We start from the raw sequence: 15,242 nt of genomic DNA on the forward strand, positions 1-15,242 counted from the left end.
GGACGGCTGCCGCCGCCCAGGCATGCCCTACGATCATCCCCTGAGCTCACGCCTCGAAAGGACCTTCGCATGCTCGCCATCCCGGCCCCAGACCCCGCCGTCCTCGCCTCGCTGAAGGGACGCAGCTTCCTGCGTGAACTCGATTTCACGCCGCAGGAGTGGATGACGCTGATCGCCCTGGCGGCACAGTTGAAGGCCGACAAACGAGCCGGCCAGGAGACTCAACACCTGAGGGGCAAGAACATCGCCCTGATCTTCGAGAAGACCTCCACACGCACCCGCTGTTCCTTCGAGGTCGGCGCCCACGATCAGGGCGCCCACACCACCTACCTGGACCCCTCCGGTTCTCAGATCGGCCACAAGGAATCCGTGGCGGACACCGCCCGCGTACTGGGCCACATGTTCGACGGCATCGAGTACCGCGGCGACTCCCAGGCCAAGGTGGACCAGCTCGCCGAGCTGTCGGGCGTGCCGGTGTGGAACGGGCTCACCGACGACTGGCACCCCACCCAGATGCTGTGTGACTGCCTGACCATGCTGGAGCACACTGACAAGCCCGCGCGCGAAATCGCCTACGCCTACGTCGGTGACGCCCGCTTCAACATGGGCCGCTCCCTGCTGGTGGCAGGTGCCCTACTAGGCGCCGACGTGCGCATCGTCGCCCCTAAGGAACTGTGGCCCGACGACGATTGCGTCGCCGCCGCCCAGGCCGTTGCCGCCGACACCGGCGCCCGCATCACCCTCACCGAGTCCGTGGACGAGGGCGTGGCCGGGGTGGACTTCGTACACACCGACATCTGGGTGTCTATGGGGGAGCCGAAGGACGTGTGGGCCGAGCGCATCGAGCTGCTGCGCGACTACCAGGTCAATGCCGCCCTGATGGCAAAGGCGGGGGAGCAGGCGAAGTTCATGCACTGCCTGCCCGCCTACCACAACCGCGAGACCACAATCGGGGAGGAGATCTACCAGGCCACCGGCATGGACGGCCTAGAGGTCACCGAGGACGTCTTCGAGTCCGAGCGCTCCATTGTCTTCGACCAGGCCGAGAACCGCATGCACACCATCAAGGCCGTCATGGTCGCCACCCTTGGGAATCCAGCGGCGGCAACGACGACGGCGCAGGCCGGCTGATCCGGGACGTCCGGTTATCCGGGGGTAGAGAATCTGCGGAGGCTGTGGACGAAAAGGTGCATTCACACTGGCCCTGGGCTCGGTGCGTGCGCTGACCTACCCCGAAGGCGTGATCGAGCCGCCCGCCGCGACGACAATTACCTCCGCGCTACCGGACGGGGATGAGCAGGTGGCCCAGGAGCCTGCCGACACGGGCGCGAGCACCGACCGGCGGTGGGGTGCGACCATCGGCTGCCGAACTCAGTGGTGAACTCACATCTTACGAGCCGCCGCTGGAGGCGCTGACGAGCGTCGACGCCTCCCAAACCCAGCGTTTGACAGGCCTGGAGACCGCCAGCCGGGAGGACCATGCCGTAGATTCCGCCAGCAAGATGTTCTACGGCATGGACGAGGACTGACGGCGGAATCGTTGCCATTGGGCACTGATCATTACGCCCGGGCACCAGGCCCCGGCCGCCTGGCTATTCTGTCGGCGTGACCATCCCCAACCGCGGCCCGGAACCCGCGTCGGCACGCGTGCGCGGTGAACTCGATCTGGACGCCCTGCGTGCCGGCGTCGGCGGGCGGTTGCTGGCCGACATCGACCAGGCGGTTGTCTGGGACGTAGCCATGCGCACCCCCTTTCGCGGCCTGACCCGCCGCGACGGCGTGCTCCTGCACGGGCCCGCCGGATGGGGCGAACTAGCCCCCTTCTGGAATTACGACGCCGATACCTGCGCCCCCTGGCTCGCCTCCGCCCTGGAACAGGCCATCGTCGGCCACGCCGACCTACCCCGTTACCGCCAGACGGTACCCGTGAACATCACCGTTCCCGCCGTCGCCCCCGACCACGCCCGCGCCCTAATCGCCGCGGTGGGGGCGAGCGCCGCGACCGGCCCAGGCCGCAGCGCCTCCCGCCAGCCCGAAGCCGGCCCCGTCACCGTCAAGATCAAGGTCACCGGTGCACGCGCCTCCGACCGCAAGGCGCTGGCCGCTGACGTGGCGCGCATCGAGGCCGTCCGCGACGCCGTCGGCCCGGGCGGCCGCATCCGCATCGATGTCAACGGTGCCTGGGACCTGGAGACCGCCCGCAAGATCCTGCCGCTGCTGGACACTGCCGCCCAGGGCCTGGAGTACGTGGAACAGCCCTGCGGCAGCACGCAGGCGCTCGCGGACCTGCGTCGCCTGGTCAATATCCCCGTCGCTGCGGACGAGTCCATCCGCCTGTCCGCAGACCCGCTGGCCGTGACCCGCCTGAAGGCCGCAGACGTGGCCGTCCTCAAGGTCGCCCCGCTAGGCGGCGTGCGCCGCTGCCTGGCACTGGCCGAACGCCTCGGCCTGCCCTCCGTCGTCTCCTCCGCCGTCGACACCAGCGTCGGCATCGGCGCGGGCGTAGTGCTCGCGGCCGCCCTGCCGGAACTCGAACACGCCTGCGGGCTGGGCACGGTGCGGCTGCTCGCCCGGGACGTCGCGGCCCCCTCCGCCGTGCCCGCCGACGGCGTCCTGCCGGTACGGCCCGTGCATGTCTCGCGGGCGCTGCTGCGCACGGCCTCCGCCGACGCCGAGGTCACCGCCCGCTGGCGCACCCGCCTGTCCCACATCACCGCCGCCCTGCAGCGCCGGCGTGAACGTGAAGCCGCGGACCCCGGCCTCGCTGTGGCAGGACTGCGCCTATGACCGCCCCGCCGCCGTCACTTACCGCCGCCCGCGCCATCGTGACTTCACTGATTCGCGGCGGCGTGCGCCAGGTGGTGCTCGCCCCCGGCTCCCGCTCCGCGCCCCTGGTCCCCGCGCTAGCCGCCGCCGAACGCGAAGGGGCACTGCGGGTGCGCGTAGTCATTGACGAGCGCACCGCCGGGTTCGTAGCCCTGGGCTGCGCCCGCGCGGAGCTGCTGGCCGGCACTCGCCGCCCTGCCGCCGTCGTCACTACCTCCGGCACCGCCGTCGCCAACCTGCACCCGGCTGTGGCTGAGGCCGATGCCGCCGGCGTGCCTCTGCTGCTGGTGACCGCCGACCGGCCCCACGAGGCGGTCGGCACCGGCGCCAACCAGACCACCGAGCAGACCCGCATCTTCGGTGCGGCCCCGCGCACGGTGGTGGACCTGCCCGCAGACATCACCGCCGACCTGGGGGAGAGGGCAGGTATGAGTGCCCTCGCCGGCCAGGTGCGCCGGGCAGTGGACGCCGCCACCGGTGCCCTGACCAATGACCCGGGCCCCGCGCAGCTAAACGTCCGCTTCCGGCCCCCGCTCGCGCCCGAGCCCGGCTTCGACGACGCTGCCGGTGCTTACCGGAGTACTGCACCGCTGCCGCCGGGCGGCTCCCCAGGAGCCTCGGCCGGTGCCGCCGCACCTGTTGTTGTCGCCCCCGCCACCCTGCGGCACCCGGCGGGTGCGCAACCGGCTCCGGAGGGCTCTGGACCGGGGCGCCGGGAGCGGCGCGGCGTCATCGTCGCCGGGGACAGCGGCGACGCCTCCGGTCGTCATGCGCGCGCCCTGGCCGAGTACCTGGACTGGCCGCTGCTGGCGGAGCCGACCTCTGGGGCCCGTGGCGGCCCCCAGGCCCTGACCCGCTACGCCGAGCTTTTGGCGGCCCCGGAGGGGACGCGGCTTGCCGCGCAGGTTGAGCACATCGTGGTTGCCGGGCACCCCAGTCTCACACGACCGGTCAGTGCCCTGCTCGCCCGCGAAGACCTGCATATCGACGTGCTTACCTCCACCTCCCGCTGGACGGATGTAGCCGGTACTGCCGCGCGGGTCGTGCCGCTCCACGCGGCTGCCGCAGCGTCTGCTGACCACAGCTCCGTAGCCGTGGTCGGCGACGGCAGCGCGTCCCCGCAGCCGGCCGACCTTGCCGCCGCGCTGGGCCTCGGCCCCGGCCCGCGCGACTGGACGGCGCAATGGCGCGGCGCGGTTGCAGCACTGCCCGCCGTCGGCCTGCAGCCGGGGTCCGGGGCACTGACCGCGGACGCTGCCGTCACCGCGGTGTGGGATGCCGCTCTGCGTGCGCCAGCCGGTGCCGCACCCCTGCTCGTTGTCGGTTCCTCCATGACTATCCGCCGGCTGGACCGGCTGGCCGCGCCCGCGTCAGGACCCGCGCCGGCCGCAGTCGCCAACCGGGGACTGGCCGGCATCGACGGCACCCTCGCCACTGCACTGGGCGCTGCCACTACTGGTCGGCCCGTGCGCGCCGTCGTGGGAGATCTCACCTTCCTCCACGATGCCATGAGCCTTTCGCGCGGGAGGCTGGAACCAGAGCCCGACCTGCAGGTCGTTGTCATTGACGACGGCGGGGGTGCCATCTTCTCCACCCTGGAGTACCCCGCGGTGATGCCGCAGGCAGACTTCGCCCGGTTCTTTGCGGCGCCGCAGGCTACCGACCCGGGGGAGCTTGCGGCGGCCCTGGGCATCAGGGTCCGCCGACCTGCCGACCTGGGCGCGATGCAGGCCCTGCTGACCGAGCCGGTGCGGGGGCTCAGCGTGGTACACGTGCGCGTATGATCTTGTGTACCGTGCCTGTGGCGCTTTCCACCACCGACGCGTGATATCAAGCCTAAACACGAGTTTCACAGGTAAGTCCCAGACTAGTGTCGGAGATGACTCAGGTCATGCGTATTGGGTTTGAGACGTCTACTGAGCGGGCTGAGGCCCGAGGAGGAGAGCCATGAGCACGAACGATCCCTTCGCCGCATCCGGGGACGCCAACCGGCCGTCGAGCGATGACACGCAGCCTCTGGGCGGCGGCCCGGCATCGACTCATCCAGGCTCCGGTTACACGGGCACCGGTGGTGGGAGTGGCGCCGCCTACGGGCCCGGGCCTGACGGAGTCGGCGCTTCGGGTTCTTCGTCGCCCTACACGTCCGCGCCCCAGGCGCCTGCCGGGTACAACTTCGGTCGCAACTCCGCGTCGGGCTCCGGATCCTCCCCCTACGCGCCGTCCGGGCAGGCCGCCGGCTCCTGGGCCTACGGGAATACCGCCGACCAGGCCTCCGGTGCGGGTGCTTACCAGAGCCCCTACCAGCAGTTGAGCGCACAGAGCTCCAGCGCTGCCGGGAGCGCTCAGCCACCCTTCCCGCCGCAGAACCAGCCACAGGGGCGGCCGCTGACTCCCTCGGGTCCTGAACCCCGCGGGGGCAGCCGCGGTCCGGGGTGGGGCGGAGTGATCGCCACGTCCCTGGTGACCGCCCTGCTCGCCTCCGGGGGTGCGGTGGCTGCGGTGCACTATCTGGGAGACGGCGATGACTCCGCCCGCTCCTCCTCGGCGCCGACGGCGATTGCCACCGGTTCTACGACGCAGACCGTCTCCTCCACCGGCACTGCCCCCGACTGGGAGGCTGTCACCGCGGCCGTGTCCAACGCCGTCGTCTCCATCACCGTAGCTGTCAGTGAGGGCACGGCCGTCGGCTCCGGCGTTATCTACGACTCGTCCGGACATATCATCACTAACAACCACGTGGTCGCCGGTGCCTCCAAGATCCAGGTGACGCTGGCGGACGGGCGCATCTACGAGGCGGAGACCACCGGTACCGACCCGGCCACCGACCTGGCCGTCATTGAGCTGGTTGACGCCCCGAATGACTTGACGGTAGCTCAGTTCGGCAACTCTGACGATCTGGTCACGGGTGAGAATGTCATGGCTATCGGCAACCCGCTGGGGCTGTCCTCCACGGCTACCACCGGTATCATCTCCGCCCTGAACCGCCCGGTGGTCACCGTCCAGGAGGAGACTGACACATCCAACCAGGGTGGCTCCTCCCTGCCGGATCAGCTCAGTGGCCTGCTGGGGCACTCGCAGACAACCACCACGCAGGTATACACCAACGCCATTCAGATCGACGCGGCGGTGAACCCCGGCAACTCCGGTGGCCCGCTGTTCGATGACACCGGTGCCGTCATCGGTATCACCAGCTCGATCGCCAGCATGTCGAGCTCGGCGGAGTCGGCAGGCTCAATCGGCATCGGCTTCGCGATCCCGTCCAACCTGGCGCAGAAGGTCGCCGACCAGCTGATTGAAAACGGCACGGCCACACACGCCTACCTGGGTGTAGCGATCGGCGATGGTGGAGCCACCACCTCTGAGGGCGTGACTCGGGCCGGTGCCGAGGTCGGCGATGTTGAGTCCGGTTCTCCCGCGGATCAGGCCGGTATCAAGGCGGGTGACGTCATTACCGCAATCGATGGGAAGGCCACCAGCCAGGCGGCCGCGCTGACCGGCTTCGTGCGGCAGTACTCCGCCGGGGACGAGGTCACCTTGACCGTTATCCGTGACGGCGCGGAGATCGAGATTCCCGTCACCTTGAAGGAGCGCCAGGACTCCTGAGCAGCAGCGGGTCGAACCGACTGAAGTCGGCTGGGCATCGGCTGAATTGGCCGGGGCGTCAGACGGGCGTCCCGGCCAATTCATGCACGGACTCAGGCGAAGACGACTGTTCGGTGACCGTTGAGCAGCACCCGGTGCTCGGCGTGCCAGCGCACGGCCTGCGCGAGCACCCGCCTCTCGACGTCCTGCCCCTTGGCGCGCAGCGTATCCACGGAGTCCTCGTGGCTGGCGCGGGTGACGTCCTGCTCAATGATGGGACCCTCATCCAGGTCCGGGGTTACGTAGTGGGCGGTCGCGCCGATCAGCTTCACGCCGCGCTCATGGGCCTGCCGGTAGGGGTTGGCGCCCTTGAAGCTCGGCAGGAACGAGTGGTGGATGTTGACCACTGCGCCGTGGAGGCGCTCGCACAGGGCGGGGGAGAGGATCTGCATGTAGCGAGCCAGCACCACCAGCTCAACATCCAGGGAGTCCACTAGCTCCAGCAGCTGCGCCTCGGCGTCGGCCTTGGTCTCCTTGGTGACCGGGACGTGGTGGAAGGGGACCCCGTAGAAGTCGGCCACCGGCTGCAGGTCCTCATGGTTGCCGACCACGCCGACGACGTCGATCGGCAGGCCCTGGCTGCGGGCTCGGAAGAGCAGGTCGGTCAGGCAGTGGCCCTCCTTGGAGACCATGATCAGGGTGCGCATGGGGCGGCCGACCTCATCCAGCGACCAGGTCATGGAGTAGGTGCGGGCTAGCTCGGCCAGGTCCTTCTCCAGCTCCTCCCGGGCCACGGTGGTCATCACCTGGACGCGCATGAAGAACAAGCCGGAGACCTCGTCGCCGAACTGCTTGGACTCGGTGATGTTACCGCCGCGCCGGGCCAGTGCGCCGGAGACGGCGTTGACGATACCGGGGCGGTCTGGGCAGGACAGTGTCAGCACGAGGTGGCGGGCGTCGGCGGGCATGGCGGGAGCGGACGTGGTCATGGCAGGAGGGTAGCCGGGCCGGATGGGGGCGGGGTAACAGGTACCGGGCAGGTGATGAATTGACGGCGGGGCGGGCCGGGCTGGGGCGGGCCGCTACAGCCCGACCGCCCGCCGCTCGTGCTCAGCCCTGGCGGGCCTTGAAACGCGGGTTCTTCTTGTTGATGACATAGGTGTGGCCGCGGCGGCGCACCACCTTGCTGCCCGGCTGCTTGGCAAGTGACCGGATGGAAGCGCGGACCTTCATGGAATCTCCTTTCAGCGACGTGCGGGGGTATCAGCGGGAGCGCTTGCCGTAGCGCCTCTCGAACTTCTCCACCCGGCCGGCTGTGTCTAGAACGCGGCCCCTGCCCGTCCAGAACGGGTGCGAGGCGCTGGAGATGTCGACGTCGACCAGCGGGTAGGTGTTGCCGTCCTCCCATTGGATGGTTCGGGGCGAGGTGATGGTGGAACGCGTGAGGAAGGCGAAGTCGGCAGACTTGTCACGAAAGACCACTGGGTGGTAGTCGGGGTGGATTCCCGGGCGCATGTGGTGATTCCTTCTCGAGCTCATGTGGGACTGACTTTGGTAGCAGCGTCGGAATGGAGGTCCGAAGGACCTATCAGGACGACTTGGTGATGCCGGGTAATTCGCCGCGTAGGGCCATCTCCCGGAAGCGGATTCGGCTGACTCCAGCCTTGCGCAGATAGCCGCGCGGGCGGCCGTCAACGGCGTCACGGTTGCGCAGCCGCGTGGGGGAGGCGTCGCGGGGCATCGCGTGCAAGGCGGCCATGGCTGCGCGACGCTCATGCTCGGTCAGGGCGGGACTGACGCTAGCCCGTTTCAGCTCCGCTCGCCGCTCGGCGTAGCGGGATACGGTCCGGCGGCGGCGCGCATCGGCTACGCGCTTGGACTTCTTGGCCATCAGCGGGACTCCTTGAATTCGACATGCCTGCGGATGATCGGGTCGTACTTGCGAATGACCAGACGGTCCGGTGTATTACGACGGTTCTTGCGGGTGACGTAGGTGTATCCGGTGCCGGCGGTGGATACCAGCTTGATGACCGGACGCAGATCCCTGCCCTTGGCGGACGCCATCAGACTCGCTCCCCTCTGGCGCGCATCTGCGCAACGACGACGTCAATGCCCAACTTGTCGATGATCTTGATGCCCTTGGTGCTGACCGTGAGCGTGACCCTTCTTCCCAGAGAGGGCACCCAGTAGTGCTTGGTCTGCAGGTTGGGCAGCCACCGACGCTTTGAGCGGCGGTGGGAATGTGAGATCGAGTACCCCGTGACTGGGCGGGCCCCTGTGACTTGGCAGTAGCGGCTCATGGGGCGCACTATATGCGAACGATTCCCGTTATCGTCAACTGGAGGTGCCGTGCACTGCCTCACGCTCATCAGCGCCGTCGACCCGCTGCTGCTTGACCTGGTCGCTCTCGCCCTACACGGCGAGGAGGCACTCGTCATTCAGGCGACCCTTGTCCCCGAGCAAGGCGAGCATGGAGTCATACGACTCGCCACTATGTCGCCGATTGAGTCGGACTCGGGCACGGTCTCGAGTGCCATGTCAGTCATCGACGTCCCCCGCTCCCGGGAGTGCTGGACCTGTTCCCTACGGGAGGTGCTGATCGCCGTCGGCGCGGACCGAGCTCGAATCGAAGCGGACGGAACCACCGTTATCCTGCTGCCGGTCGGGGTGGAACTAGTGCACCTGGTCCCGGGTCTGGCTGTGGAGCTCGAAATGATGCCGGGCGTGACACTCGCCGGAGTCGCGCACGTCATTGACCTCGACTCCGCTGCTGACCAGTTGCTGGAGCACCGGTCGTTGGCTGCATTCGCCGGCGGGGCGTACGCCGACGACGGCCGCTGCAGCGGTGAGATACACATGGCCGGCATCGGCTACGCGGACGTGGTTGTTACCCTCGGCGAGGATCCGGTCGGGCGTGACCTAGTAGAGCATCTGCGCCCCCACGACACGCTGCTGCTACCGGGCTTGGACACGCCAATGCTTCCGGAGCTGCTAGCGGTCCGGCACGATGCTGAGCTGGCTCTGGCGCGCGTGCATCCTGCCACTACCAGGGCGTGGGGAGGACCCATTGAGCACGGGGTGCGCACGCTGGACCTGTTTTCCGAGCTGCCCTTCCACCCGGGGCGGCTGCGCGAATTCGTCGCCGATCTGGCCGGTAATGGTTTGCTCGCCCGCGGCTGCTTCTGGCTGCCCAGCCGTCCTGGGCGCGTGTGTACCTGGGAGGTGGCCGGTGGAGTTGTCAGTGTGGGGGATGCCGGGCCCTGGGATGCAGCGCTGAGTGTGAAAGTGAATTCGCTGGAGGGCGCGGCTCTAGGGCAGAAGCAGGGCGGTGAGAAGCAGGGCGGTGGGGAGGTGCCGCGCTGCCACCTGGTTGTCACGGGTATTGCGGATGAGGCGCAGTGTGCGCGCGTTGCCGACGCCTTTCACCGGATACTGCTGCGACCGGAGGAGATGGGTGAGGCACTGGCCTGGGTCGGGGTCCCAGACGGGCTGGAGGACTGGTTCGGGCGGGAATGAGCGCTTCCCCGATGAAGTGAGGCGGTCGGTGGGGGCGCATTGTCGCAGCTCGTGCGGGGTTGACCGGCTGTTTACAAGACAGCTGCTCTAGCGATGCGGATCATCCCCGCTCGCGCGGGGTCGACTGGCGGCCGCGGCGCGGATCGTGGACGGCGCGGGGATCATCCCCGCTCGCGCGGGGTCGACGAGCACGGCCCGCGCCTTCTCCGGGCCGACGAGGGGATCATCCCCGCTCGCGCGGGGTCGACCCGTGCGGCAGTACTACAACCAGCACCTATGTAGGATCATCCCCGCTCGCGCGGGGTCGACACCAGGCCCATGCCGGTGGCGATCTCGGCGTCCGGATCATCCCCGCTCGCGCGGGGTCGACTCTCCCGCGCACGGCCGACGAGGTCATTGAGCGGATCATCCCCGCTCGCGCGGGGTCGACCAAAAAGGCCCCCGGCGGGGCGTCCTCCCAGGAGGATCATCCCCGCTCGCGCGGGGTCGACACCACACGCTCCGACACCGGCAGCGGCTCCGGAGGATCATCCCCGCTCGCGCGGGGTCGACGGCCTGGAGGGCCGCTCCGGGGGCGTGTCGTCCGGATCATCCCCGCTCGCGCGGGGTCGATCCCCGGTCCCCAGCGGCCGGGGTTCCGTCGTTGGGATCATCCCCGCTCGCGCGGGGTCGACGGGTCCGATCTGGAATGGTGGTGCGCCGTCGGTGGATCATCCCCGCTCGCGCGGGGTCGACGACGGGTACCCGTCACCCGTCGGTGAGCGCGGAGGATCATCCCCGCTTGCGCGGGGTCGACCTAGTCACCGGCACCAGGCTCACCAACCTGGCCGGATCATCCCCGCTCGCGCGGGGTCGACTGGCGAGCGCCCGCACCGCGTCAGTGTCGAACTCGGATCATCCCCGCTCGCGCGGGGTCGACAACATGAACCGGGTGCGGTAGTCGGGCTTCTGGGGATCATCCCCGCTCGCGCGGGGTCGACTGCGGGGGTTTTGGACACGGCTTTTGAACGCGGGGATCATCCCCGCTCGCGCGGGGTCGACCCAGGTGGGCGTTTCCGTGGTATACGACGTGCAGGATCATCCCCGCTCGCGCGGGGTCGACGCCCCGAGGCAGGTGGTCGGCACCCGGAACGTGGGATCATCCCCGCTCGCGCGGGGTCGACCTGCAGGGGGCTGATCAACTTCGTGACCGGCGTGGGATCATCCCCGCTCGCGCGGGGTCGACAGTGCCCTGACCGAGGACGCCGTGCTGGACGCGGGATCATCCCCGCTCGCGCGGGGTCGACGGCGCGCCGGTCACCGGGGAGTGCAGGCTCCGGGGATCATCCCCGCTCGCGCGGGGTCGACGGGCGGCGGGCTCATCGGCCAGCCCCCACAGCCGGATCATCCCCGCTCGCGCGGGGTCGACACGAGCCGCCCCGCACCGGCAGGGGCTCCGGGGGGATCATCCCCGCTCGCGCGGGGTCGACCTGTAGCAGCCGGTGAGTGCCGTCCGGATGCTCGGATCATCCCCGCTCGCGCGGGGTCGACCGCTAATGAGTCCGCGCCGGCGGTGCCCGCCCCGGATCATCCCCGCTCGCGCGGGGTCGACGCCATCCAGCAGAGCTCGATCTACCGGGACGCGCGGATCATCCCCGCTCGCGCGGGGTCGACCTCGCGCTGATTTTCGGGGCCCTCGCCGCCGTCGGATCATCCCCGCTCGCGCGGGGTCGACTCCTCGCGGCCGTCGCGCCACCGGTACACGGTGGGATCATCCCCGCTCGCGCGGGGTCGACGGCGTATTCCTGCTCGCCGCCCCCAAGGCGGCGGGATCATCCCCGCTCGCGCGGGGTCGACGTTTGTGTCAGGAGGAGGATCTCTCATGAGTGCGGATCATCCCCGCTCGCGCGGGGTCGACCCACGAGACCAATCCAGCCGGCGCTTGCTCGTCGGATCATCCCCGCTCGCGCGGGGTCGACACCTACAACCTGCCCAACTATGTGGGGGAGCTGGGATCATCCCCGCTCGCGCGGGGTCGACCCTGTCACCAGCCCGGTCCCGGGCGACGTGGTGGGATCATCCCCGCTCGCGCGGGGTCGACAACACCTACGTCACCGGGCAGACACCCTGGACCGGATCATCCCCGCTCGCGCGGGGTCGACGTCTCCTGGTCGTCTGCCATGGTCGGGCCTCCCGGATCATCCCCGCTCGCGCGGGGTCGACCCACACCCAATTGCGGGTGTGGGGCGGCCTCGCGGATCATCCCCGCTCGCGCGGGGTCGACGACATCAGGGAGCCGTCGGTAATGCCCTGGTCCGGATCATCCCCGCTCGCGCGGGGTCGACTCAGCGAGATGGATGTGCGTATTGAGCGTGCGGGGATCATCCCCGCTCGCGCGGGGTCGACGCTGGCGACAAGGAGGTCGCGTGATGTCAGCGCGGATCATCCCCGCTCGCGCGGGGTCGACCGCTCCCATGATCGAGAAATCAACCGCCATGGGGGATCATCCCCGCTCGCGCGGGGTCGACATGGTGTTGGCCAACGAGCCTGTGGAGATCACCGGATCATCCCCGCTCGCGCGGGGTCGACCCAGCCACCGTGCGGAAGACAGCGAGGACGGTCGGATCATCCCCGCTCGCGCGGGGTCGACACTTGCGGATCCTTGGAATCCCAACGCCACGACAGCAAACTCTACACGTGATTCCTTTACTGCTGACCTAGTGCCCGCTCCGCCGAGTTGCGGAAGCGACGCCGTCGAGCAGCGATCGACCATGACTCCTTGGCTGGTCTCACCGCGCCGGGAATCGACTTGGCTCCTTCGATCTGCCGGTACGGTGTACGCATCACTATGCAGCCCTCGATATCGACCGGGTCGCGATCGTGGCCTAGAGAAGCGATTTCGAAGTGCTGCTCGGAGCGTGTGGACCAGATGAGCAGTGCCCTACCGTCGCCGATGTACGCCCTGATGAGCTCCCACAACTGTTCACGCACCCGGGCTGACAGACGACCGACAAACACGCCCGGACTCACCTCGAGCAGCCAACGCGTCATAGCGCCACGCAGAGAGGCGGGCGCGGCGGAAAGAATCAGCACTACCATCCGCCCGCATCCTCTTCCGAGTAGTTCGCGCCACCGGCAACTAGACGGCGTTGGTAATCCCACAGGGAAACCACGTTGACGCTCAGATCATCCTCCGCCTCGGCGCCCAGCAAGTTGCAGATGTCCTTGACGGCGCGTTCAATGACGCGCAAGTCGAACACCTTGTCGCGCACTCGACGCCTGGTAGTGCCGGTCAAGTCCTCCATGCCCTCGGCCACGACGTCGAAGGCCATGGGGATCGTAGTCTCCGCCTTATAAAGGTCAGCGACGTCGTACACGAAGGAACGCTCGTGCCCGGTATGCACGAAGCCCAGGCCCGGCGAACAACCCAGCGAGACAATGACGCCGTGCACTACTCCGTAAAGGGCAGCATGGGCGGCGGACAGCGCCTGGTTGATCGGATCTGACGCCTCGAAGTCATCGGGCCGGTAGTCGCGGCGAGTCCACGGAACGCCGGTCCTGCGGGAGTTCTCCCGATAGATTTCGCGCACACGGGCACCCTCCCTTCCGCGCAGCTGCTGCATGGTGAGGCCACTGACGTCCTCACCATGGAAACGCATGGAGTACATCTCCCGGGCCACCCGCAGACGCTTCTGCGGCGAGGAGACTCTGGCCGCCTGCTCCTCCAGCAAGCGGGTCGAGGTGGCCAACGAGCGTCCATGCGCGTAGTAGCGCACGCCCCGTTCACCGACCCAGACGGCAGTCGTCCCGCACTCGCCCAGCAGACACATGGCCTGATGGCTCACCGAGGTGCCGGGACCCAAAAGCACCGCGATCAGCGAGGCTGCCGGGACTCGGACAGTGCCCTGGTCATTGCGTGCTGTAAGCGCTCCGTCCTCGCGGTGCACCACGCATTGCTCCACATAGAGGAATGTCATGCGATCCTGCACGCGGGGGAGCGCAGTCACGGGAACCGGCAGCATCCGGGCCATGGTTCAGCGCCGCCCCACTCGTGCGAGGGTCATGAGCCCACACCCATACGCCTTTGAACGCCCGATCCCTGCCACTAACGCGTGACGGAGCCTGTCCGGATCCGTCACGTGCAGCACACCTTCATAAACGGTCCGGTTGATCGTGACTCGGTCGCGTACCTCGGCGTCAGGCCGCTGACGGTTGAAGATCGGGCGCTCTCGGCGGACGACGACGACGGACTGCGCTGCCTCGCCGTCGTACCCCTCGGCTGGGACAAGCTCGAATCCGTAGTTAGGGGTGCGGCTTACCAGCCACTGCCGTTGCTGCTCAACGGTCACGTGCCCGTACCGCTTTCCGCGTTTGCCGGGGCCCTGCGCGACCGAACGCGAGGGGTTGGCGGCCAGACGGAACGCCCACAGCTGGCCGGAGTCCAGCTGTTCCAAGAACGGCGAGTAGTCGAGAGTTCGTGCCTGCGAGCCAAGCACACCGGCCTCGGACACGATCTGCGTGCAGTCGGGCTCCGAGGGGGTGAGCAAGTAGAGCGAGGTACTTGCTCCGGGGTCAGCCCGCCACAGGACCCTACCTGCGCCGCCCACCGCATCCACTCCCGCAGCCTTCATAACGACGGCGTGCATGACCTGCGGCGAGCCCAGGTACTTACGGGCAAGACGCCGGGATGGATCGAGGTCAATCTTCGTCAGGAACACTGCGCGGCCTCCTCCACATCGGCCATCGGATCGTGGTTATCCGCGGATGAGGACGGCTTATCCGCGGGAGCGGTCACCGGCACCTCCAGCCGTTCTACTTGACGGAACCCGTACTCGCGACGGCGCGGATCGAAGGACGCCGGAACATCACGACTTCCGCGGAGAGCACCCGTGTGAGCATCGGCCGGCACGGCATCCAGGTCCAGCAGCAATTCGGCTCTGAAAGCCGAGTGCCGACGTCGCCGACGGAACCAAGGTGAGGCCAACCAAGGTTCCTCCCTGAGGGCGTCGTAAAGCGACGCATCGCGCAGCCCCAATGACACGGGCTGCGTCGGCGGACATGAGCGTCTGCCCAGGTACAGGGGAAAGACGGGGTGCTTGACCGCCTCGTCAAGCCCCTGAAGGAGCGCCTCGTCACCCTCAATCCCGGCCAGGAATACGGCGTCGGTAAGGTAGTAGCGCTCCGAAAGCGGCATGGAGTCCTTGCCGTCGAGCGATCGGGCGGTGTGAAAGTCGCGGATCACAGTGCCGGGCTGGTCCTTGCGGACGCCGAAGCGGAGCCTGAGTAGATCCTCGATCGGATCTGTCCGCCGTCGGCCGACGGCGGAGGCGAGCATGCCG

16 protein-coding genes and 1 CRISPR repeat array are annotated in these 15,242 nt (G+C 68.6%); of the genes, 6 read left to right on the forward strand and 10 right to left on the reverse strand.

What is annotated here, in order from left to right:
- Window positions 1–69: 69 nt before the first annotated feature.
- From argF to GZ998_RS08625, 5 genes are all read left to right on the forward strand, one after another.
- Window positions 70–1,131, forward strand: a complete 1,062-nt coding sequence (gene argF / locus GZ998_RS08605) for an ornithine carbamoyltransferase (protein ID WP_219109600.1) — start codon at window positions 70–72, stop codon at window positions 1,129–1,131.
- A 218-nt stretch (window positions 1,132–1,349) separates the two neighbouring features.
- Window positions 1,350–1,529 (forward strand): hypothetical protein, encoded by a 180-nt coding sequence (locus GZ998_RS08610; protein WP_162679108.1) that lies wholly within the window; start codon window positions 1,350–1,352, stop codon window positions 1,527–1,529.
- Between the two features lie 76 nt (window positions 1,530–1,605).
- A complete protein-coding gene (locus tag GZ998_RS08615) occupies window positions 1,606–2,787 on the forward strand; it encodes an o-succinylbenzoate synthase (protein ID WP_308807192.1) in 1,182 nt (393 codons plus the stop codon).
- The gene (gene menD / locus GZ998_RS08620) at window positions 2,784–4,610 is read left to right on the forward strand and encodes a 2-succinyl-5-enolpyruvyl-6-hydroxy-3-cyclohexene-1-carboxylic-acid synthase (protein ID WP_219109601.1); all 1,827 of its coding nucleotides are present in this window, start codon (window positions 2,784–2,786) and stop codon (window positions 4,608–4,610) included. Before GZ998_RS08615 ends, menD begins: the two co-directional genes overlap by 4 nt.
- A gap of 163 nt (window positions 4,611–4,773) precedes the next feature.
- Complete coding sequence (locus GZ998_RS08625; RefSeq protein ID WP_219109602.1) at window positions 4,774–6,429, forward strand: S1C family serine protease; 1,656 nt, start codon at window positions 4,774–4,776, stop codon at window positions 6,427–6,429.
- Window positions 6,430–6,521: 92 nt separating this feature from the next.
- Here GZ998_RS08625 and purU read toward each other — a convergent pair whose 3' ends face one another.
- From purU to rpmB, 6 genes are all read right to left on the reverse strand, one after another.
- On the reverse strand, window positions 6,522–7,397 hold the full coding sequence (gene purU, locus GZ998_RS08630) for a formyltetrahydrofolate deformylase (protein ID WP_161923682.1): 876 nt from the start codon (window positions 7,395–7,397) through the stop codon (window positions 6,522–6,524).
- 121 nt (window positions 7,398–7,518) lie between these two features.
- The gene (gene ykgO / locus GZ998_RS08635) at window positions 7,519–7,641 is read right to left on the reverse strand and encodes a type B 50S ribosomal protein L36 (RefSeq protein ID WP_017194831.1); all 123 of its coding nucleotides are present in this window, start codon (window positions 7,639–7,641) and stop codon (window positions 7,519–7,521) included.
- Between the two features lie 30 nt (window positions 7,642–7,671).
- Window positions 7,672–7,923: a type B 50S ribosomal protein L31 gene (locus tag GZ998_RS08640; protein WP_161923683.1), complete on the reverse strand. Its 252-nt coding sequence runs from the start codon at window positions 7,921–7,923 to the stop codon at window positions 7,672–7,674.
- Window positions 7,924–7,996: 73 nt separating this feature from the next.
- Window positions 7,997–8,299 carry a 30S ribosomal protein S14 gene (rpsN, locus tag GZ998_RS08645; protein WP_219109603.1) on the reverse strand — a complete coding sequence of 101 codons (303 nt, stop codon included), beginning with the start codon at window positions 8,297–8,299 and terminating at the stop codon, window positions 7,997–7,999.
- Complete coding sequence (gene rpmG, locus GZ998_RS08650) at window positions 8,299–8,472, reverse strand: 50S ribosomal protein L33 (protein ID WP_162679104.1); 174 nt, start codon at window positions 8,470–8,472, stop codon at window positions 8,299–8,301. Before rpmG ends, rpsN begins: the two co-directional genes overlap by 1 nt.
- A complete protein-coding gene (gene rpmB / locus GZ998_RS08655; RefSeq protein ID WP_219109604.1) occupies window positions 8,472–8,708 on the reverse strand; it encodes a 50S ribosomal protein L28 in 237 nt (78 codons plus the stop codon). The genes rpmG and rpmB overlap by 1 nt, the downstream gene beginning before the upstream one ends.
- Window positions 8,709–8,757: 49 nt before the next feature.
- Here rpmB and GZ998_RS08660 point away from each other — a divergent pair, with 49 nt between their 5' ends.
- A complete protein-coding gene (locus GZ998_RS08660; protein WP_308807193.1) occupies window positions 8,758–9,924 on the forward strand; it encodes a GTP-binding protein in 1,167 nt (388 codons plus the stop codon).
- A gap of 36 nt (window positions 9,925–9,960) precedes the next feature.
- Window positions 9,961–12,553: a CRISPR direct-repeat array (repeat unit 28 nt; unit sequence GGATCATCCCCGCTCGCGCGGGGTCGAC).
- Window positions 12,554–12,609: 56 nt separating this feature from the next.
- On the opposite strand, the gene cas2e is transcribed toward GZ998_RS08660, so the two are convergent.
- The 4 genes from cas2e to cas5e all read right to left on the reverse strand — a co-directional run.
- Window positions 12,610–13,002: a type I-E CRISPR-associated endoribonuclease Cas2e gene (gene cas2e / locus GZ998_RS08665; RefSeq protein ID WP_162678797.1), complete on the reverse strand. Its 393-nt coding sequence runs from the start codon at window positions 13,000–13,002 to the stop codon at window positions 12,610–12,612.
- Window positions 12,996–13,934 (reverse strand): type I-E CRISPR-associated endonuclease Cas1e, encoded by a 939-nt coding sequence (gene cas1e, locus GZ998_RS08670; protein WP_161923688.1) that lies wholly within the window; start codon window positions 13,932–13,934, stop codon window positions 12,996–12,998. The genes cas2e and cas1e overlap by 7 nt, the downstream gene beginning before the upstream one ends.
- 3 nt (window positions 13,935–13,937) lie before the next feature.
- Window positions 13,938–14,621, reverse strand: a complete 684-nt coding sequence (cas6e, locus tag GZ998_RS08675; protein ID WP_162678798.1) for a type I-E CRISPR-associated protein Cas6/Cse3/CasE — start codon at window positions 14,619–14,621, stop codon at window positions 13,938–13,940.
- Window positions 14,612–15,242 (reverse strand): type I-E CRISPR-associated protein Cas5/CasD (cas5e, locus tag GZ998_RS08680; protein ID WP_257505690.1); only part of this gene is annotated, 631 nt, incomplete at its 5' end. The genes cas6e and cas5e, both read right to left, overlap by 10 nt.

This window comes from Actinomyces sp. 594 (assembly GCF_019325145.1).
In the GTDB taxonomy this organism is placed as follows: domain Bacteria; phylum Actinomycetota; class Actinomycetes; order Actinomycetales; family Actinomycetaceae; genus Actinomyces.

Coding starts and splice junctions, on each gene's coding strand:
- argF (WP_219109600.1), top strand. CDS start 70: ATGCTCGCCATCCCGGCCCCAGACCCCGCCGTCCTCGCCTCGCTGAAG.
- menD (WP_219109601.1), top strand. CDS start 2,784: ATGACCGCCCCGCCGCCGTCACTTACCGCCGCCCGCGCCATCGTGACT.
- GZ998_RS08625 (WP_219109602.1), top strand. CDS start 4,774: ATGAGCACGAACGATCCCTTCGCCGCATCCGGGGACGCCAACCGGCCG.
- purU (WP_161923682.1), bottom strand. CDS start 7,397: ATGACCACGTCCGCTCCCGCCATGCCCGCCGACGCCCGCCACCTCGTG.
- ykgO (WP_017194831.1), bottom strand. CDS start 7,641: ATGAAGGTCCGCGCTTCCATCCGGTCACTTGCCAAGCAGCCGGGCAGC.
- GZ998_RS08640 (WP_161923683.1), bottom strand. CDS start 7,923: ATGCGCCCGGGAATCCACCCCGACTACCACCCAGTGGTCTTTCGTGAC.
- rpsN (WP_219109603.1), bottom strand. CDS start 8,299: ATGGCCAAGAAGTCCAAGCGCGTAGCCGATGCGCGCCGCCGCCGGACC.
- rpmG (WP_162679104.1), bottom strand. CDS start 8,472: ATGGCGTCCGCCAAGGGCAGGGATCTGCGTCCGGTCATCAAGCTGGTA.
- rpmB (WP_219109604.1), bottom strand. CDS start 8,708: ATGAGCCGCTACTGCCAAGTCACAGGGGCCCGCCCAGTCACGGGGTAC.
- cas2e (WP_162678797.1), bottom strand. CDS start 13,002: ATGGTAGTGCTGATTCTTTCCGCCGCGCCCGCCTCTCTGCGTGGCGCT.
- cas1e (WP_161923688.1), bottom strand. CDS start 13,934: ATGGCCCGGATGCTGCCGGTTCCCGTGACTGCGCTCCCCCGCGTGCAG.